The sequence below is a fragment of the Streptomyces sp. NPDC058685 genome (assembly GCF_042714725.1).
Classification (GTDB): domain Bacteria; phylum Actinomycetota; class Actinomycetes; order Streptomycetales; family Streptomycetaceae; genus Streptomyces.
This window is the reverse complement of record NZ_JBHXSL010000003.1, coordinates 199177-216952: the sequence shown is the minus strand read 5'-3', so window position 1 is coordinate 216952 and position 17776 is coordinate 199177. Positions and strand designations below refer to the sequence as shown.

Below are 17776 nucleotides of genomic sequence, written 5' to 3'. Positions count from 1 at the left end.
GGGACGGATACGCGGGCTCGTCACGACGCGTCGTGGAAAACGAGTCCCAGTGTGTGCCGCTCCCCCGACCTGATCGCGCTCACCCCGTGCCGTACCGGTGACGCCGACCAGCCTCGGCTGGAGCGAACCGGACGGTCGCGGGTGGTGAAGATCAGGGCGCGGCCCTGTTCCAGCAGGGTCGCCGTGCCGCGGGACTGGGCGCGGGGCCGCTGTTCGACCAGGAGGAACTCGCCGCCCGTGTAATCGGTACGGGGCCGGTCGAGGCCGATGGCCACCTGCAACGGGAAGACCGCTTCTCCGAAGACGTCGCGGTGCAGGGCGTTCCAGTCGCCAGGACCGTAACGCAGCAGTATCTGCGAGGACTTGGTCTGGCCGGCCTCGTGGCAGACGGCCAGCCAGTCGTCCAGTTCGTCGGGCCAGGGTGCCGGCCGGCCGAGGCGCTCGGCCCAGGCGCGGGCGATCGGCAGCAGCCGCGGGTAGAACGCGGCGCGCAGTGCGTGGACGGTCCGCGGCAGCGGGTCCGCGAAGTAGCGGTAGGTACCGGAGCCGAACCGGTGGCGGGCCATGTCGACCGTGGACCTGAAGTGCTCGGGCTCGTCCCAGAGGGCGGCGATCGCCCGGCACTCGGCCGGATCCAGGATGCGCGGCGTCAGGGCGCAGCCGTACGCGTCGATCTCCTCCGCGAGTGCCGTCCAGTTGGTGGTGGAGAGGACGGCTTCGGTGGGGAGGGTTGCTCCGGTCGCAGGGTCTTCGGTGCTGCGCACGGTCATGGGGTGCTCCAGAAGTGGTGCATGGCGTACGAACTCCACGGCCGCCACGCCTCGGTGTCGGACGCCTGGGCGCCCGCCCGTCGCATGCCCGCGCGGACGGCCGGATCCTCGGTGAGGAGGACGTCGGGGTCGCCCAGGGACCGCATCCGGATGTAGCCGGCCGTCCAGCTGTCGATGCCCGGCAGGGCGAGCAGCCGGCGTTCGGCCTCGTCGCGGTCGGCGCCGGGGTCGAGGGTCACCGTGCCGTCGGCGAGGGCGGTGGTGAGGGTGTGCAGGGCGGCCCGCCGCGCGTCGGGCAGGTCGAGGTCGTCGAGGTCGGCCGCCGCCAAGGTGGCGGTGTCGGGGAAGAGATGGGTGAGCCCGCCGCTCGGTTCGCACAGGGGACGTCCGTGTGCGACGACGAGCGCGTGGCCGCGTCGGCGTCCCTCCGCGGTCGTCGCACGGTGGCCGAGCACGGCGCGTACGGCGAGCTCGTGCGGATCGGCCGCGCCGGGGGCGCGCAGTCCGGGACGGGCGGCGACCAGGGGCGCCAGCGCCGGGTCCGCCCCCAGGCGTTCCGCGACCGCGCACGGGTCGGCGTCCAGGTCGAACAGCCGGCGTACGCGCTGGGTTGCCGTCGTCAGGTCGCGCAGATCGGTCAGATGAAGCCGGCATTCCAGCCACCCGCCCGCGCCCGGCTGTTCACCGACTTCGGCCACACCCGCGCCGCCGGGGAGCCGCAGGGTGCGCCGGTAGGTCCGGGACCCGCGCTCGCCGACGATCTCCTCGATGCCCGGAACGGCACGGGCGGCGAGGTGGTCGAAGACCTCGACGGCGGCGTAGGGACCGCGGTGGGCGAGCCGCAGGGGTATGCCGGCGCGCCCGTTCGCCGCCGCGACGGGTCCGAAGCGGGAGGTGCGCCCGGGGCGGGCGGAGCGGATCTCGCTCGGCGTCGCCGCGTAGATCTCGCGCATGGTGTCGTTGAATTGCCTGACACTGGCGAATCCGGCGGCAAAGGCGATCTCCGCGGCCTGGAGGGTCGTCGTCTGGAGCAGTACGCGGGCGGTGTGGCCGCGTTGGGCCCGGGCCAGCGCGATGGGGCCGGCGCCGAGCTCGGCGTTGAGCTGGCGCTGCACCTGACGAGTGCTGTAGCCCAGCCGGCCGGCGAGCCCCGCCACACCCTCACGGTCCACGATCCCGTCGCCGATCAGCCGCATCGCGCGGCCCACGACGTCGGCGCGGGCGTTCCACTCGGCGGACCCCGGCACCGCGTCCGGTCGGCAGCGGCGGCAGGCGCGGTAGCCCGCGCCCTGGGCTGCCGCCGCCGTGCGGTAGAAGGTCACGTTCCGGCGCTTGGGGGTGATCGCCGGGCAGCTGGGCCGGCAGTAGATCCCGGTGGTGGAGACGGCGAAGAAGAAGACGCCGTCGAACCGGGCGTCCCGGCTGCTCACCGCCTCGTACCTGCTGTCCTCGATCGTCATACGGCCAGTATGGGCACGGCCCCGGCGGCCGGGCTGGCGGAATTCGGACGTCACGTTCGGCAGGCCCGGACGAGCTGTCCGGGTCCGGTCAGAGGCTGATCAGGACCGGGCCGCCGCCGAAGTCCAGTCCGTCGAGCCGGCCTGCTCGCAGATGCAGCGGACGCCCGGGCCGCGCGGGCCTCAGGAGCTGCTGACGGTGCAGTGTCCGGCCGTCCTGGCTGATCAGCACGCGCGGTGGCGACAGCGGTGTACGGGGGCGCAGAGAGAACCGCACCGGCTGGGGACCGTGCGGGCGGACGATGTTCGGCACGGCCCACAGCAGAGGGTCCTCGACCCGCACGGGCAGCCCGGGACCCGGCCAGGGCTCGCCCGCGAGATGGCGCAGCACGTCCTCCGCGGCGGCGCTGCCCTCCTCCGCGGCGACACCGGCCCGCTCACCGCCGTGCAGCAGATTTCCCACGGCGAAGACGCCGGGTTCGGCCGTGCGGAAGGCGGTGTCGACGGCAGGTCCGCGGGTGCCCGCGTCGAGCGGGATCCCGCCGCGTCTGGCCAGTTCGTGGTCGGGGATCCAGTCGCCGGTGAACACGATCGTGTCGCAGCCGAGGGTGGTGGTCCGCCCGTCCTCGTGGCGCAGCCGTACGCCGGTCAGCCGGCGTCGGCCGAGCAGTTCGACGACGTGTGTCCTGGCCAGCACGGGCACGGGTCGGCGCGGTGACGGCACGCGGGTGCGGGGCTGTTCGGTGACCATGGCGACGGTCTCGGCGCCGCCGGCGCGCAGGGTGCGCACCGCGGAGAAGGCGACCGGTTCCGCGCCGACGACGACGGCGCGGCTGCCGACCCACTGGTCGTGCAGATGGACGGCCTGCTGGAGTTCGCCGGTGGTGAGGACGCCCGCGGGCCGGGTGCCGGGGACGAGCCGTGCGCTGCGGGGGCGTTCACGGGCTCCGGTGGCGAGGACCACGGCCCGTGCCGAGATGCTCTCCGGGCCTGTGGGTCCGACGGTCTCCAGGGTGCGCGGGCCCGCCCAGCCGGTGACGGTGACGCCGGTGCGCAGCCGGGCGCCGGAGCGTACGGCGTCGTGGACGAGCCGGCGGGCGTACTCGGGGCCGCTGAGCGGTCGGTGCAGATCGCGGAGCCCGAAGCCGCCGTGGCAGCAGTGCCGCGGGATACCACCGGCCTGCTGTTCGCGTTCGACGACCTCGACCCGGCCCGCTCCGGCGGCGGCCAGGCGGGTGGCCGCGGCGAGCCCGGCCGGGCCCGCCCCGACGACGAGGACGTCGACCGTGCGTCCCGTCATCGCCGCTCCTCCTCGAACAGGGCGCGCACCGCGGGCCCGCAGAAGAATCCCTGGCAGCGGCCGCCGCGGGCGCGGGTCCGTCGCCGCAGTCCGTCCAGGGAGCCGGGTGGGACGGTGCTGTCCAGCGCGTCGCGTATCTCTCCGAGGGAGACGCGTTCGCAGTGGCAGACGAGCGTGCCGTACGCCGGGTCGGCGGCGATCAGCTCGGCCTGTTGCCAGGGGCGCGGGAACGCCTCGCCGAGGTTCGGCATCCGCACGGGTTCCAGGTCGCGAGCCGGACCGGGGTCGAGTCCCACGTCGGACAGGAGGTCCATGACGTGGGCGGCGATGGCCATGGAGGCGGTCAGCCCGGTGGAACGGATGCCTCCCACGGTGATGTACCGCTGCCGTGCGTGGGCCCTCACCTGGTAGTCGTCGTGCTCGGTGGCGGCGCGCAGACCGGCGTAGACGGCGGTGACCTCCTCGGTCACCAGCTCCGGCAGGATCCGCCGGCCCTGCTCGCGCAGCAACGCGAGACCTTCGCCCGTGGAGCCGGTGGCTTGCTTGTCGTCCAGGTCCTCTGCGGTCGGTCCGAGCATCACATTGCCGTACACGGTCGGGGACACGAGCACGCCCTTGCCGAGGGCGGTCGGCACCGGGAGCAGGATGTGCCGGACCAGTGGTCGGGCGAACTTGTCGAAGACGATGAGCTGACCGCGGCGCGGGGTGACGGTGAAGGTGTCGTGGCCCAGCTGCCGGTCGATGTCATCGGCGTGCAGGCCGGCTGCGTTCACCAGGAAGCGGGTGCGCAACAGACCGCGGCTGGTGGCCAGTTCGTGATGCGTGGTACCGGTGACGCTCTGCACCCGGCAGTTGAGATGCAGGTCGACGCCACCGCGAACCGCCTGGGTGGCGTAGGCGAGGGTGGTCGTCCAGGGGCAGATGATGCTCTCGCCGGGGACGTCGAGTGCGCCCAGTGCGCCGGGTCCGAGATGCGGTTCACGGCGGCGCACCTCGTCGGCGTCGATCAGGCGGGCGTCGTGGTAGCCGTTGCGTTCGGCCTTGGCGGCGAGCGCCGGCAACGCGTCCAGCTGCGCCCGGTCCCAGGCGACGAGCAGCGCGCCGATCGGTTCGACGGGGATCCCTGCCTCGGCCGCGTAGGCCGCGAGCCGGCGCTGTCCGTCGCGTACGAGCCGGGCCTCCAGCGAACCGGGCACGGCGTCGAAACCGGTGTGCAGGATCGCCGTGTTGGCCTTGGACGTTCCGTTGCCGACATCGTCGGAGGCGTCCACCAGGGCGGTACGCAGCCGGCGGCGGGCGAGTTCGCGGGCGATGGCCGACCCGACGACCCCGGCGCCGATTACGATCACGTCGTGGAGGGAGTCCGGCAGTTCGCCGGCGGTGGTGACGGTCATGCGCCGGCCGTCCCGGCTCCCCCGGCCGTGGGCGTACGGTCCAGCAGCGCGGACACCTCATTGCGGAACCGGCCGAGTCGTTCGGCCGCCTGCGAGGCACTGATCCTCGGTTCGTAGACGGCGGAGGGCCGCCAGGCCGGTACCACCTGGTCGGTGGTCAGTGCGGCGTCCATGCCGAGCCGGGCGACGGCGCCGACACCGAGCGCGGTGACATCGGGCAACGCCGATACCTCCACGGGGAGTTGCAGCAGATCGGCCTGGGTCTGCATCAGCAGCGCGGAACGGGTGAGTCCGCCGTCCACCCGCAGGCCGGTCAGTGGCCGGCCGAGGTCGGCGGCGACCGCGTCGGTCAGTTCGACCACCTGGGCGGCGATGCCTTCGCACAGTGCGCGCACGAGGTGCCCGGGACCGGTGTCGAGTCCGAGTCCGGTGAGTGAGCCGCGCAGGTCGCCGCGCCACCAGGGGGCGGCGAGCCCGGCGAGCGCCGGGACGAAGGTGACCCCACCGCTGTCCGGCACGGACGAGCCCACCGGGTCCAGGTCGGCCGCGCCCGCGATCACGCCCAGATCGGTGAGCCAGCGGACGGCGGACGCGGCCGTGTAGACCTGTCCGTCGAGGCAGTAGCTGGTGTGTCCGCCCAGCCGCCAGGCGACACAGCTGACCAGGCCGCTCGTGGTGCGGCGCGGGCTCGATCCGGTCTGCGCGAGCAGGAACGCCCCCGTGCCGTAGGTGCACTTGGCGCTGCCGGGCTCGGTGACGCTCTGCGCGAGGAGGGCCGCCTGCTGGTCGACGAGGAGCCCGGTCAGCGGGATGCCGTCGCCGAAGGCGGTGGTGATGCCGACAGGTCCGTCCGCGTCGACGACCTCCGGCATCCATTCGCCGTCCAGGCCGAAGATGCCGAGCGCCTCCGGCGACCAGGCGACCTTGTCGAGGTCGAGCAGCTGGGTGCGGCCGGCGGTCGCCGCATCGGTGACGAAGGCGCCCGTGAGCCGGTGGACCAGCCAGGCGTCGCTGGTGGTGACGACGCCGTCCCGGGTGCGTTCACGGCGTATCCACGCCATCTTGGGCGCGGCGAAGTAGGGGTCGAGGGGCAGGCCGGTCAGCCGGGTGAGTTCAGCGGCGTGCGGCGCGAGTTCCTCGCACAGCGGCTCCGCCCGCCGGTCCTGCCAGACGATGGCGTCGGTGAGCGGTTCGCCGCTCACGGGATCCCAGGCCAGCACCGTCTCGCCCTGGTTGGCGAGCCCGACCGCGTGGACCGGTTCCCCGGCGTCGGCGAGGGCCTGGCGGCCCGCGTCGACCACGGATGTCAGCAGGCTCATCGGGTCGACCTCGACGCTGCCACCCGCGCCGTAGCGGGGTTCCACCGCCGTCGATCCGGTGCCGATCACTCCGCGTTCGGGGCAGATGACCAGCGCTTTCGTGCCGGACGTGCCCTGGTCGACGGCAAGCACCGGGCCGGTCATCGGCCACCCCGCCCCTCGCTGGAAGGAAACCTTGATCGTGGACGCAAGAAGCCTGGATCAGGGCACGTCGGTCGTCAAGTAACGATCGAAACCGTCCACCGACCGATACTTCATCAACTTCTTGTCGTCATCGAACAGTTGAGTAAGATCGGCGAAACTACGGGCCGTGGAGCGACCACTCCATTCCGGTCCCAACCCCCCACTGTCCCAAGAGGACCCATGACGCCCAGAATGCGACATCCGCGCCGTTGGACACCGACGGTGGCGGCTACGCGCTGATGGCCCAGGACCAGAACCGCCCGGTGTACCACCCGGCGGGTCACGACAATGAACTGCGCGCCGCCATGCAGGACTTACGCACCGGACGTTGGTTATCCATGCGGAACCTGCTGGCCTCGACCTCCGACTGGGGCCTTTGGACGCAGCGGACACAGGTCCTCGCCGCGGTGGCGGCCGGTTCCGACGCCGTACAGGCCTGGCGGGCCGAGGAACCGCACTCCCTCGCCGCGACCGTGATGCACTGCCGGATCTCCGTCGAACGGGCGTTGCGGGCCCACCGCGAACAGCACCAGCGCACCCAGGACCTGTGGCACGAGGCCTGGGAGGCGTGCCGGATCGCCGCCCACCAGGGGCCCGACGACCCGGTGCCGTGGGTGTGTCTGCTGGCCCTGGCCCAACTCGACGAGAAGCAGCGGCTGGAGGAGCACCGGCAGATCCCGCCGGGCCCCATGCTCTTCCCCGGACCGTGGGGCCTGCTGTCGGAGGCCCACAAACGGGACCCGCACAACCGCGAGGCGTACCACCGCATGCTGCAGTTCGTGTACGCCCGCAAGTCGGGCGGGCATCTGTCCGAGGCGGTCAACTTCGTGCAGTGGGCGTCCTCCACCGCCCCCACCGGTTCCGCCCTTCTCGTCCTTCCGCTCTATGTCCGTGTCGAGCGCTACCGCCGCGACAACGGACATGAGCGTGCGCTGGACCTGCACTGGGTGACGGACGACGCCACCCGGGAGGCCACGCGGGCGCTGGACGGCTGGTTCGACCATGTGAACCCGGCCCGGTCCTCGCTGCTCGACCTCAACCACCTCGCCCACGCGCTGTGGGGCTCGGGCCAGTTCGCCGAGGCGGCTCGGGTGTTCGAGGCGTTGGGCCCGTACTACACGGCACCCCCTTGGTCGTACCGCACCCAGAGTCCCGGCGACGCGGGCCTGGCGGAGGAGGTCTTCCTCCGTGCCCGCGGAAGATGTCTCACCGCCGCGCACGAGGCGGGTACGTAACCGAGCGCTGCCGCCGTCCTGTTCCGTCCCGCTCGCTCCACAGCACCTCCCCTTCGCCCTGTCCGCTCAGTGCATCTTCCTTTCCCCCGGAGGTACAACGATGTCCATATCCCCGCCCAGGTGGTCGAAGCCGGACCAGTCGCCGCCCAAGGACGAGGAGGAGCGGCTGCGGGAGCTGGGCTATCAGCCGGTTCTGGCCCGCCGCATGGGAGGCTTCGGCAACTTCGCCATCAGCTTCTCCGTCATCTCGATCCTGTCGGGATGCATGACGCTGTACGGCTTCGGCCTGAACACCGGCGGCCCGGCGGTGATGCTCTGGGGCTGGGCGGGCGTCGGCCTGTTCGTCCTGTGTGTCGGTATGGCGCTGGCCGAGGTGACGAGCGCGTACCCGACCTCCGGTGCGCTCTACTACATGGCCGACCGGCTGGGCGGTCGCAAGTGGGGCTGGTACACGGGGTGGTTGAACCTGCTGGGTCTGCTGGGCGCGATCGCCGGTATCGACTACGGCTGCGCCCTGTTCACCGGCGCCTTTCTGAACCTTCAGTGGGGTTTCGACCCCACACCGGGCTCCACCATGATCATTTTCATGTGCATTCTGCTGATCCACGCCACCTTGAACCTCTTCGGTGTACGGCTGGTCAGCCTGCTCAACTCCGTCAGCGTGTGGTGGCACCTGGGCGGTGTGGCGATCATCGTCGGCGCGCTCGCCATCGTGCCGTCGAACCACCAGTCCCCCGAGTTCGTCTTCACCGAGTTCGTCAACAACACCGGCTGGGACAGCCCGATCTATGTGGCGGCGATCGGTCTGCTGCTCGCCCAGTACACGTTCTCCGGCTACGACGCCTCCGCACACCTTTCGGAGGAGACCTCCAACGCCTCCGTCTCCGCGGCGCGCGGCATCGTCCGCTCGATCTGGGTCTCCTGGATCGCCGGATTCGCGCTGCTGGCGGGTCTGACGTTCGCCATCCAGGACTACGCCGGCACCCTGGACAGCTCGACCGGCGTACCGCCGGCGCAGATCCTGCTTGACGCGCTCGGCACGGGAGGCGCCACCGCACTGCTGCTGGTGGTCATCGTGGCGCAGCTGTTCTGCGGCAACGCCGAGGTGGCCGCGGCCAGTCGCATGGTCTTCGCCTTCAGCCGCGACAACGCGCTGCCCGGGTCGGCCATCTGGCGCAAGGTCAGCAGCCGCACCCAGACCCCGGTGCCCGCGGTCTGGCTGTCGGTCGGCTTCGCCTGCCTGCTCGCCCTGCCCTCGCTCTACTCCACGACGGCCTACGGAGCGGTGACGGCGATCAACGTCATCGGTATCACCCCGGCGTACGCGATCCCGATCTATCTCAAGCTGCGCGCCGGCGACCGCTTCGAGCCAGGCCCGTGGAACCTGGGCCGCTGGAGCAAGCCCATCGGCTGGATCGCCGTGGTCTGGGTGGCCTGTGTGACCGTGTTGTTCTGCCTGCCGCAGTCCAGCCCGGTGACGGTCGACACCATGAACTACGCCTCCATCGCGCTGGTCACGGTGCTGGTCCTGGCGACCGTGTGGTGGTTCGTCGCCCGTCGCTCGTACGGCACACCGCAGTCGTACGGCACCGCCCGTGAGCAGGCGGAGATCTCCGACCAGATCGTCTGACGCTCCCGCCGCAACCGTGTGGGCCCCGTCCGGGCGGACGGGGCCCACAGGTGTGCGGGGTCGCGGGACGGCTACTGCCGCGCGCGCTGTCCGGAGACCTTCGGGTTCCGCAGGCTGCCCACGTTGTCGAACGAGCCGAAGCCGACCCGGCCCGCGGCGAACGTCGTGTCGACGGCTGTCATCAGCGGGTGCTTCGAGCCGTCGACATAGACCGCGATCTCGCCGCTGTCGGCGCAGTGCACCACGCGGACGTCGTGCCAGGCGGCGTCGGTTATGGCGGGCGGCGCACCGGTCGATCCGTTCCACTGGTGGTCGAGCCGCAGCCGGTCCGCGTCGTTCACCACGAAGATGCCGTTGTGCGGATAGATCGTGTTGTCGGACGACAGATGGGCGTAGTAGAACCGGGTGTCCGACTGGTGACCGAAGACGATGACGACATCGCGGTTGCTGATCTCGACCGGTGTGTCGAGTCTGACCTCGGCGTCGATGCGGGTGTTGCCGAAGCGCGGCCCGGCGTTCAGCACCGCGTACTCGAACGGCCTGCGCGGGCCGGGACGGGCGGTGCCCGCTTCGGCGAGCGTGACCCGACCGCGCGGGAAGGTCCACTTCGCCGGGGTGACGGGCGTCCAGTTCCGCTGCCCGGTCACGTGTGTCAGCGTGGTGCCGCTGGTCCGGCAGTCGGCGAACTGCCGTGTCCCGGTGACCTTCCAGATCTTTCCGTTGGCCTTGGACAGCAGATACAGCTCGCCACGGGAGTCCTGGCCGAACCGGATGTCGACCCGGGAGTCCCCGGCCAGTTCCGGCATGGTGACGCGCTTGCCGGCGCGGTCGAAGAGCATCAGCCGATAGGCGTCCGCGAGGCGGTCCGAGCCGCGTCGCATCTGGCGCGTCTCGGAGTACAGCAGCCGGCCGTCCACCAGGTCGCCGTAGAGGTACTTGCCGCGCAGCGCGGGGGCGAGGGTCCCGCGGTAGACGAATCCGCCCACGATGGCCCGGCCGAGGTCGGACCGGCAGTTCCAGCCGGCCGGCGGATCGTGGTCGTACGCGGCGACCGGGTAGGTGTAGCCGTACTTCGCGTCGTCCGCGGGGAGCGGCAGCAGCCGGTCGCAGGGGTCGGCGGCGGCCTTGTCGTAGACGAAGGCTCCCTCCCGCTCGCTCCAGCCGAGGTTGTCCCCGGCCCGGACCTCGTAGACGCCTTCGACGGCGTGCTCCCCGATGTGTCCGAGGTAGAGGCGGTGCGGTGAGGCGGCGTCCCAGCTGAAGCGGTGCGGGTCGCGCATGCCGTACGCGTAGATCTCACCGAGCGCGCCGTCGGTGCCCACGAAGGGGTTCGACGCGGGGATGCCGTAGCGGCCGTTGGCGCTGCCGCGTCCGCGCGGGTCGATCCGGAGGATCTTGCCGTGCGGCAGGGACAGATCCTGAGGCTCCCCGTTGTTCACTCCCTGGGCGCCGTCGCCGGCGGCGATGTAGAGCAGCCCGTGGTCGCGGTCGCCGGGACGGGACGTCGGGTTGAAGTCGATCTGCTGGATGCCGTGCCCGCCACCGGAGAACCCGATCCGGAGCACCTCGCGGCGGCTGCCGGCGAACGTGCCGGCGGCCGGGTCGTGGGCGGTCCACTCGGTCACGACGCCGTGGTAGTTGGTCACCGCCTGCTGCACGTAGTCGGGCCGCGCGGTCGTGGCGTCCGCCTTCTCGGTGTGGACGGTGTAGAACCTGCCGGTCCTGCGGAAGTCCGGGGCGAAGGTGACGAACCCGAAGCCCGACCCCATGCCGCTGCTGGCGAAGAAGGCGGGGCCGACGGCAGCCGCGACGTCGAGATAGAGGTGCGGGCGGCCGTTCTCGACGAGGTAGAGCCTGCCGTTGAGGTCCGGAACGGCCATCCGGCCGGAGCGGTCGGGCAGTTCGCTCAGAAAGTTGATGCGGGCGTGGCGGCGCAGCCGCGGGTCGGTGACCGGACCGGGCACGGGTTCGGTCTTCGGGAAGGCGGCGTACTCCTCGACGACCAGGCCGAGACCGGATTCGACCGGTTGTTGCGGGACGGGGTCCCGGACCGGGTCCGCGGCCTCCGCGGCTCGCGCAGTGAAGGGGGTCGCGGTGAGCACCGGGACCAGGAGGGCCAGGGCCATGAGGGCGATGAGGAGGGGAGAGCTGCGAAGCGATCTGCTGTCGGGCCTACTGCCGAGCTGTGCGGGCACCACTGGTCTCCTTGGCGTGGGGAGGAGCGAGGGCTCATTCATGTAAGCGATGTCCGCGTCCTTGAACAACCGTCATGCACATATCAGTTGACGTCCGGGGCGCATCCGGCTCGAACCTTGACACCACTTCGGCCGATACGTAACTTCCGGTACACGGACAAGACTTCCGGTCACATAGAGGAACGGTGGGGTACGTGAGTCCACGGCAGATCGTGGTGTCGGGCGGCGGTACGGGAATCGGGCTCGCCGTGGCCGGGGCGTTCGCCGCGTGCGGCGACCGGGTCACCCTTCTCGGGCGCCGCGAGGAGGTCTTGCGCGCGGCGGCGGACAAACTCAACGCCGCCCACGGCGAGTCCACCGTGAGCTCGTGCCCGGCGGATCTCTCCGAACCCGAACAGGTGCGCCGCGCCGCCCGCTTCATCGGCGAGCGCACTGACACGGTCGACGTCCTCGTGACGAACGCGGGCGGCAATGTCGCCTCCTCGCACGACGGCACACTGGAGGGCATCGCCGACGGCTACCGCCGCAACTTCGCCGCGAACGTTCTCACCGCGGTACTGCTCACCGAGGCGCTTCTCCCCCAACTGCGGCGGCCCGGCGGCCGGATCGTCCATCTGTCGTCGATCGCCGCCCTGCGCGGCCCTGGTTCCTACGGCGGAGCGAAGGCGGCCGTCAACACCTACACCTTCGAACTCGCGCAGAAGCTCGGCCCGGAGGGCATCACCGTCAACGCGGTCGCCCCCGGCTTCGTGACGGACACGGAGTTCTTCGGCGACCGCGCGACCCCGGAGTTCGTCGCTTCGCGCGTACGTCAGACGCTGACCGGCCGGCCCGGCCTCCCCTCGGAGATCGCGGCGCTCGTGATGTACGCCGCCTCACCGGAAGCCGCCTGTCTGACCGGCCAGATTCTGCACATCAACGGGGGTGCGGCACTCGGCCGCTGATCGATTGTCAGTGCCACGCGAGATGCTGGACGGTCCGACACCTCTCCTAGGGGGGAACTGACATGACCGATCCCGAACTCGCGGCGGCGCAGGCGTACGTACGACTGCTGCAGACCACCCGGGCCGTGCTCGCCGACACGGAGCAGCCCATCGTTCCGATGCCGCTGCTGATGGCCCCGATCGCCGAGGCGGACGACGCGCTGGACGCGCTGGGCATGGCGGGGAACGAGGCCGGCTTCTTCCGGCTGGTGGCCAGGTTGCAGCCGGTGCTGTACGAGGATCAGCGGGTGACCTGACCCGCCGGAGCGCGCCCGGGGCGGGGCGGCGGGCCGGGCGCGGCCGGTCGGGCGCGAGGCCGCGCGGGCGTCCTGGCGGCCGGCCGCTCGGCCCTGAGGTCGCGAGGCTGCTCGGCCGCGTCCCGACACGCCGTCCGGGCGGAGACGGCCTCGGCGGATGCCCGCCGCGCCGTCCCCTTCCGTGTGTGTCGTCCGGCACAGGCGTTTGGCGCGCGGCAGAGCGGTCACCCGTGACCTCATGGGCGAACTGAACCCACTCGAAAGCCAGGCACTCTGGGAGGAGTTTCACCAGTTGGTGAACATGGCATCCCAGGAGCTGACCGCATGGCTCAGGACCAGCGAGGCGGCCGAGACCGCCGAGACGCTGCCCGAGTCCGCCGGCGCGGCCACCGGACTCCAGGTGGTGGCCCTCCTGCACAAGCGGCGTGCCGATCTGACCGACGAGGACGTGCAGCTGATGCTGCGGGTCGTGGAGGAGATCGAGGACCAGCAGGAGCGGGCGTCCGGCTCCGATGACGAGCGATGGCGGCAGGGCCTGATGACTCTGGGACACGACCCGCTCAAGCCCTGAGAGGCGACGACGACCCGGCCCGGTCACCGCGCCCGGCCCCTCGCGGGGAACGGAGCCCCGCTCCCGCACAGCTGTGCCCCCGGAACGCACGTCACGCGCGTTCCGGGGGCACGATGCCGCTGTGAGCCGCGTCAGCGGCCCGACGGCCGCTTCATGCGCTCGCCGGCGCGCTCGGCGGTCCGCTCGACCTGCTCGTGAGCCTTGCCGGCCATCTGCTCGCCGTGGCCCTCGGCCTGCATGCCACGGTCGCCCATGGCCTTGCCGGCGACTTCCTTGATCTTGCCCTTGGCCTGCTTGCCCTTGGCCTTCGCCTTACCCATGACGTTTCCTTTCGTGCGTCGCACAAGGAGATGTATCGACATATTCACACTGACCCCATCACCCCCAGTGCGCAAACGGGCACAGACCGTAGCTGCCATCATCCCTGGTCAGAGCACTCAGGGCGCCTTTCACGCGTTCGTCAGAGTTCTTCCAGAGGCCGGGTCGCCGGGCCGTGCAGGACGGATCCGTCCGTGGCGAAGCGGGAGCCGTGGCACGGGCACTCCCAGGTCCGCTCGGCGTCGTTGAACTGCACCAGACAGCCGAGGTGGGTGCAGCGCGCGGACAGGGACCGGACCTCTCCCGAGGCGTCGCGATAGACCGCGCAGTGCTTGCCGCCGACGCGGACGACCGCCCCGCTGCCGGGAGCGACCTCCTCCACCGAGTCGACATGGCTCGTGTGCAGCCGGTCTCCGACGAAGTGCTTCGCCACCCCGGCCTGATACTTGGCCAGTTCGGCCGTGTCCCGTACGGCCGGCAGTCGGCGGGGGTCGTACAGCTCCGTCCACGGCGGGCGCGGTCCACCGGCGATGTGGGCGGTCAACAGCCGCCCCGCCATGACCCCGTTGCTCATCCCCCAGCCGCCGAAGCCGGTGGCCACATAGAGGTGCTGCGTACCCGGATGCGCGTGACCGACGTACGGCAGGTGGTCGTGCGAGTCGTTGTCCTGGGCGGCCCATCGGTAGGTCTTCTCCGCGGCGGCGAAGCCCGCGATGCGCTCACCCGCCCAGGCCTCCAGCCGGGCATAGCGCTCCCGCACCCCGCCCGCGCCGGGCTCGAACGACTCACCCGTGAGGATGACCAGCCGCCGGACCTCGTCGAACGGCGCGCTGCGCAGTGACCGTGTCCCCGACTCCGGGCTCAGATACATGCCCTCGGGCGCGTCCGTCGTCGGCACGGGCGCCGCGAGGACCAGTTCACGGCGGGGCTTGAGCCGGGTGAACAGCAGGGTCCGGTCGAAGACCGGGTAGTGGGTGGCGATGACGGCGTCGCTCGCGTCGACCGTGGCGCCGCTCTCGGTCGTGAGGTGACAACGCCGCCCGTCCCGCAGGCCCGTGACCCGGGTGCGCTCATGGATACGGCCGCCGGCCCGGACGAACCGTTCGGCCAGGCTCAGCAGGAACTTGCGTGGATGGAACTGCAGTTGGCCCTCCACCCGTACTGCTCCGGCCACCGGGAAGGGCAGTTCGGTGTCGGTCACGAAAGTGGCCTCCAGTCCGGCCCTGCGCGCGGTGTCGGCCTCGGCGCGCACCTCGTCCACCCGCTTCGGATCCTCCACAAAGGTGTAGGCGGGAACCCGTTCCAGGTCGGCGTCGATGCCCAGCTCGGCGCAGAGCGCGGCCACGTGCTCGACCGCGTCCTGCTGCGAGAGCGCGTACAGAGCAGCGCTCTCGCCGCCGTGCCTGGCCTCCAGTTGTGCGTAGTGCAGTCCGTGCAGGGAGGTCAGTTTGGCCGTCGTGTATCCGGTGACGCCCGCGGCGATCCGGTCGGCCTCCAGGACGACGACGTCCAGTCCGGCCCGCTGGAGCTCCCAGGCGGTGACGAGCCCGGCGATGCCGCCGCCGATCACCGCCACGTCCGCCGTCGTCCCCGACCGCAGGGGCGGATGGTCCGTGGCGGCTGTCGTGGTCATCCAGTACGACTCGTCGACGGTCGGGCGCTGGGCGAAGGCCATGATTCCTCCGGTGTCAGCCTGCGTCCCGCAACCGGGGCAGGACGCTGGTGCGGTAGAAGTCGAAGAACCCCTGCTGCTCGGGTCCGATCTGGTTGACGTAGACCTCGTCGAATCCGGCCTTCGCGTAGGCCCCGACGGTCCTCACATGCTCGTCGACGTCATCACCACAGGTCACGCCGTCCCGCACCATGTCCTCGGTGACCAGCTCACCGGCCTGCTCGAAGTGCTTGGGGGTGGGGAGGATCTGGGCGAGTTCACCGGGCAGGAACTGGTTCGGCCAGAGCCGGTGCACGGTCTTGACCGCCTGATCGCGGTCGGTGCCCCAGCACACCTTGAGCCCGCCGATCACCGGCTTCTGCCCGCCGCCTGACGTGCGGAACCGCTCGACCAGGCTCTCGTCCGGCATCATCGTGACGAGTCCGTCCGCGATGCGTCCGGCGAGGGCGGCGGCCTGCGGTCCGAAGCCGGAGACGTAGAGGGGCGGCGGCTGGTCGGGGACGGTGTAGAGGCGGGCGTTCTCGACGGTGTAGTGCTTGCCGTGGTGGGAGACCTGCTTGCCGGTGAAGAGGTGGTTCATCACCTGGACGGCCTCTTCCAGCATCTCCATCCGCTGGTCGGCCTCCGGCCAGGCGTCGCCGTAGATGTGCTCGTTCAGAGCCTCGCCGGTGCCGATCCCGAAGCGGAACCGGCCTTCGGTGAGCACCGCGGCGGTGGCCGCCGCCTGTGCGTTGATCGCGGGATGCATCCGCACCGTCGGGCAGGTCACGAAGGTGGTCACGGGCAGTGACGAGACCTGGGACAGTGCGCCGATCATCGACCAGACGAAGGGGCTCTGCCCCTGCTCGTCGTTCCACGGATGGAAGTGGTCCGAGATCGCCAGGGCCTCGAAGCCGGCCTGTTCGGCGGCCCTGGCCTGGGCGAGGAGCTCGGCGGGGGTGAATTCCTCGGACGAGAGAAAGTATCCGTAGGTGGTCATGATGCTCCTTCGACGGTGCACCCCCGTTTCCCGGACCGAACGCTGGGCGAGTAACCGCTCCCCCGCCCCTCAAACGACCCGCCCGCTCATTCGGCGCAGTACGCCCGCCGCCACCCGCAGGTCGGTGACCAGCCCGGAGCACGCCGCCTCCCGGTCCGTGGCCCGCGGGACGGCCGAGGGGTGAACGGTGGCCACCAGGTGCGCTCCGCGGCGCCGTGCGCCGCGTCCTCTCCTCTCAGAGGCGTCCCAGTCCGGTCCTCTCAGAGCCGTCCCAGTCCGGCATCGGCACGGCTGTCAAGGGGGCCGGGACCCGTACGAGCGGGACGGGCGGGCTCGGTGTTCTCCGGCCGGGTGGGAGTGTGCGCGGCGACCTCGGGCCCGGGCGCGATCCATCTGCTGAACGGCCTGTACGACGCGAAGCCGGTCCATGTGCCCGTCGTCGCCATCGTCGGGCAGACGAACCGCAGCGCCATGGGTGGCTCGTACCAGCAGGAGGTCGACCTGCTCAGCTCGACAGGGACGTGGCGTCGGACTTCTGCGAGATGTGACGACACCCGAACAGCTGCCCCATGTTCTCGACCGTGCGATCCGGACGGCCCACGCCGAGCGGACGGTGACGGCCGTCATCGTCCCCGGCGATGTCCGGGAGCTCGAATACACCCCGCCCACGCACGAGTTCACGATGGTTCCGTCCAGTCCGGGCACGGCTCCACCAGGGGATGCGGCCGGGCGGCCTCCGCCGGGACGACAACTGACGTAACCGGGGCCGCGGCGGGCGGTGAACGCCGACGAGGTCGTACCGGATGTTCCGATACGACCTCTGACCCGCGTAAACGCTGGTCGGGACGACAGGATTTGAACCTGCGACCCCTTGACCCCCAGTCAAGTGCGCTACCAAGCTGCGCCACGTCCCGATGCGTACCTGCGCCGTTCCCGGCCGGGCACGCAGGAGAAACACTACCCCACTCTCCGGCACCGGCGGACGCCCGGCCGGGCGGGCGGATGCAGGTCCGGCGGGGCGGGAGGGACAATCGGAACGTGGACGCATCACGCAGGGACCGGGACGACGACGGCCGCGCACGCAACGCCCGGCCCCGCGACGGGCTCGGGCGGCCGCTGCCGTACGGCGCGCCCGGTGTGGAGCGGCAGCCCGAGGGGATCGTGCGCTCCCCCGAGGAGACGTTGGAGCAGGCGCAGCGGCTGCTGGACGAGGGCAAGCCGTTCCACGCGCACGAGGTGTTCGAGGACGCGTGGAAGTCCGGGCCCGAGGAGGAGCGTGAGCTGTGGCGGGGTCTCGCGCAGCTCGCGGTGGGTCTGACGCATGCCGCCCGCGGCAACGGCACGGGCGGCGCGCGCCTGCTGCTGCGCGGCGCTGACCGGATCGTCGGGTTCGGTGACCCGCACGGCGTCGACGTGTCCGGTCTCGCCGCGTGGGCGCGTGAACTCGCGGGACGGCTCGACGGCCCGGTGGACCCGGGCGCCGAGGCTCCCCGACTGGCGCTCTGAAGGCTGC

General features: G+C 71.3%; 16 protein-coding genes, 1 tRNA gene and 1 pseudogene. 7 read left to right on the top strand and 11 right to left on the bottom strand.

Annotation, left to right across the window (positions count from 1 at the left end):
* Positions 1-20: 20 nt before the first annotated feature.
* The 5 genes from ACFWU3_RS04160 to ACFWU3_RS04140 all read right to left on the bottom strand — a co-directional run bounded on the left by ACFWU3_RS04160 (position 21) and on the right by ACFWU3_RS04140 (position 6384).
* On the bottom strand, positions 21-770 hold the full coding sequence (locus ACFWU3_RS04160) for a 2OG-Fe(II) oxygenase (RefSeq protein ID WP_384430775.1): 750 nt from the start codon (positions 768-770) through the stop codon (positions 21-23).
* Positions 767-2230, bottom strand: coding sequence for a DNA-3-methyladenine glycosylase 2 family protein (locus ACFWU3_RS04155; RefSeq protein WP_384430772.1), 1464 nt, complete (start codon positions 2228-2230; stop codon positions 767-769). Before ACFWU3_RS04155 ends, ACFWU3_RS04160 begins: the two co-directional genes overlap by 4 nt.
* An 88-nt stretch (positions 2231-2318) precedes the next feature.
* Positions 2319-3527 (bottom strand): NAD(P)/FAD-dependent oxidoreductase, encoded by a 1209-nt coding sequence (locus ACFWU3_RS04150; RefSeq protein WP_384430770.1) that lies wholly within the window; start codon positions 3525-3527, stop codon positions 2319-2321.
* A complete protein-coding gene (locus tag ACFWU3_RS04145) occupies positions 3524-4921 on the bottom strand; it encodes an FAD-dependent oxidoreductase (RefSeq protein ID WP_384430767.1) in 1398 nt (465 codons plus the stop codon). The genes ACFWU3_RS04150 and ACFWU3_RS04145 overlap by 4 nt, the downstream gene beginning before the upstream one ends.
* Positions 4918-6384: an FGGY family carbohydrate kinase gene (locus tag ACFWU3_RS04140; protein ID WP_384430764.1), complete on the bottom strand. Its 1467-nt coding sequence runs from the start codon at positions 6382-6384 to the stop codon at positions 4918-4920. The genes ACFWU3_RS04145 and ACFWU3_RS04140 overlap by 4 nt, the downstream gene beginning before the upstream one ends.
* Positions 6385-6662: 278 nt before the next feature.
* On the opposite strand from ACFWU3_RS04140, the gene ACFWU3_RS04135 reads away from it, so the two are divergent.
* Together ACFWU3_RS04135 and ACFWU3_RS04130 are read left to right on the top strand one after the other, a co-directional pair.
* Positions 6663-7658 (top strand): hypothetical protein, encoded by a 996-nt coding sequence (locus ACFWU3_RS04135; RefSeq protein ID WP_384431025.1) that lies wholly within the window; start codon positions 6663-6665, stop codon positions 7656-7658.
* 100 nt (positions 7659-7758) lie between these two features.
* Positions 7759-9288, top strand: coding sequence for an amino acid permease (locus ACFWU3_RS04130; RefSeq protein ID WP_384430761.1), 1530 nt, complete (start codon positions 7759-7761; stop codon positions 9286-9288).
* 71 nt (positions 9289-9359) lie between these two features.
* Here the strand turns inward: ACFWU3_RS04130 and ACFWU3_RS04125 are convergent, their stop codons facing one another.
* Positions 9360-11414, bottom strand: a complete 2055-nt coding sequence (locus ACFWU3_RS04125; protein ID WP_384430758.1) for a PQQ-dependent sugar dehydrogenase — start codon at positions 11412-11414, stop codon at positions 9360-9362.
* 263 nt (positions 11415-11677) lie between these two features.
* Here ACFWU3_RS04125 and ACFWU3_RS04120 point away from each other — a divergent pair, with 263 nt between their 5' ends.
* The 3 genes from ACFWU3_RS04120 (at position 11678) to ACFWU3_RS04110 (ending at position 13294) form a co-directional block, all read left to right on the top strand.
* Positions 11678-12427 carry an SDR family NAD(P)-dependent oxidoreductase gene (locus ACFWU3_RS04120; protein ID WP_384430755.1) on the top strand — a complete coding sequence of 250 codons (750 nt, stop codon included), beginning with the start codon at positions 11678-11680 and terminating at the stop codon, positions 12425-12427.
* Positions 12428-12489: 62 nt separating this feature from the next.
* On the top strand, positions 12490-12723 hold the full coding sequence (locus ACFWU3_RS04115; protein ID WP_313942828.1) for a hypothetical protein: 234 nt from the start codon (positions 12490-12492) through the stop codon (positions 12721-12723).
* Positions 12724-13024: 301 nt separating this feature from the next.
* On the top strand, positions 13025-13294 hold the full coding sequence (locus tag ACFWU3_RS04110; RefSeq protein WP_384431023.1) for a DUF3140 domain-containing protein: 270 nt from the start codon (positions 13025-13027) through the stop codon (positions 13292-13294).
* A 131-nt stretch (positions 13295-13425) separates the two neighbouring features.
* Here ACFWU3_RS04110 and ACFWU3_RS04105 read toward each other — a convergent pair whose 3' ends face one another.
* The 4 genes from ACFWU3_RS04105 to ACFWU3_RS04090 all read right to left on the bottom strand — a co-directional run bounded on the left by ACFWU3_RS04105 (position 13426) and on the right by ACFWU3_RS04090 (position 16458).
* Positions 13426-13614 carry a CsbD family protein gene (locus ACFWU3_RS04105; protein WP_384430751.1) on the bottom strand — a complete coding sequence of 63 codons (189 nt, stop codon included), beginning with the start codon at positions 13612-13614 and terminating at the stop codon, positions 13426-13428.
* 140 nt (positions 13615-13754) lie between these two features.
* Positions 13755-15287 (bottom strand): FAD-dependent oxidoreductase, encoded by a 1533-nt coding sequence (locus ACFWU3_RS04100; RefSeq protein WP_384430748.1) that lies wholly within the window; start codon positions 15285-15287, stop codon positions 13755-13757.
* Between the two features lie 13 nt (positions 15288-15300).
* On the bottom strand, positions 15301-16263 hold the full coding sequence (locus tag ACFWU3_RS04095; protein WP_384430745.1) for a TIGR03557 family F420-dependent LLM class oxidoreductase: 963 nt from the start codon (positions 16261-16263) through the stop codon (positions 15301-15303).
* A gap of 69 nt (positions 16264-16332) precedes the next feature.
* Positions 16333-16458, bottom strand: coding sequence for a hypothetical protein (locus ACFWU3_RS04090; protein WP_384430742.1), 126 nt, complete (start codon positions 16456-16458; stop codon positions 16333-16335).
* 144 nt (positions 16459-16602) lie between these two features.
* On the opposite strand from ACFWU3_RS04090, the pseudogene ACFWU3_RS04085 reads away from it, so the two are divergent.
* Positions 16603-16972: pseudogene (locus ACFWU3_RS04085) on the top strand (thiamine pyrophosphate-binding protein); the annotation flags it as partial.
* Between the two features lie 128 nt (positions 16973-17100).
* Here ACFWU3_RS04085 and ACFWU3_RS04080 read toward each other — a convergent pair.
* Positions 17101-17177: transfer RNA gene (locus ACFWU3_RS04080), tRNA-Pro, on the bottom strand.
* Positions 17178-17301: 124 nt separating this feature from the next.
* On the opposite strand from ACFWU3_RS04080, the gene ACFWU3_RS04075 reads away from it, so the two are divergent.
* On the top strand, positions 17302-17769 hold the full coding sequence (locus tag ACFWU3_RS04075) for a DUF309 domain-containing protein (protein WP_384430739.1): 468 nt from the start codon (positions 17302-17304) through the stop codon (positions 17767-17769).
* Positions 17770-17776: the final 7 nt, after the last annotated feature.

Coding starts and splice junctions, on each gene's coding strand:
- ACFWU3_RS04135 (WP_384431025.1), top strand. CDS start 6,663: ATGGCCCAGGACCAGAACCGCCCGGTGTACCACCCGGCGGGTCACGAC.
- ACFWU3_RS04155 (WP_384430772.1), bottom strand. CDS start 2,230: ATGACGATCGAGGACAGCAGGTACGAGGCGGTGAGCAGCCGGGACGCC.
- ACFWU3_RS04140 (WP_384430764.1), bottom strand. CDS start 6,384: ATGACCGGCCCGGTGCTTGCCGTCGACCAGGGCACGTCCGGCACGAAA.
- ACFWU3_RS04145 (WP_384430767.1), bottom strand. CDS start 4,921: ATGACCGTCACCACCGCCGGCGAACTGCCGGACTCCCTCCACGACGTG.
- ACFWU3_RS04130 (WP_384430761.1), top strand. CDS start 7,759: ATGTCCATATCCCCGCCCAGGTGGTCGAAGCCGGACCAGTCGCCGCCC.
- ACFWU3_RS04105 (WP_384430751.1), bottom strand. CDS start 13,614: ATGGGTAAGGCGAAGGCCAAGGGCAAGCAGGCCAAGGGCAAGATCAAG.
- ACFWU3_RS04095 (WP_384430745.1), bottom strand. CDS start 16,263: ATGACCACCTACGGATACTTTCTCTCGTCCGAGGAATTCACCCCCGCC.
- ACFWU3_RS04115 (WP_313942828.1), top strand. CDS start 12,490: ATGACCGATCCCGAACTCGCGGCGGCGCAGGCGTACGTACGACTGCTG.
- ACFWU3_RS04100 (WP_384430748.1), bottom strand. CDS start 15,287: ATGGCCTTCGCCCAGCGCCCGACCGTCGACGAGTCGTACTGGATGACC.
- ACFWU3_RS04125 (WP_384430758.1), bottom strand. CDS start 11,414: ATGGCCCTGGCCCTCCTGGTCCCGGTGCTCACCGCGACCCCCTTCACT.
- ACFWU3_RS04160 (WP_384430775.1), bottom strand. CDS start 770: ATGACCGTGCGCAGCACCGAAGACCCTGCGACCGGAGCAACCCTCCCC.
- ACFWU3_RS04110 (WP_384431023.1), top strand. CDS start 13,025: ATGGCATCCCAGGAGCTGACCGCATGGCTCAGGACCAGCGAGGCGGCC.
- ACFWU3_RS04150 (WP_384430770.1), bottom strand. CDS start 3,527: ATGACGGGACGCACGGTCGACGTCCTCGTCGTCGGGGCGGGCCCGGCC.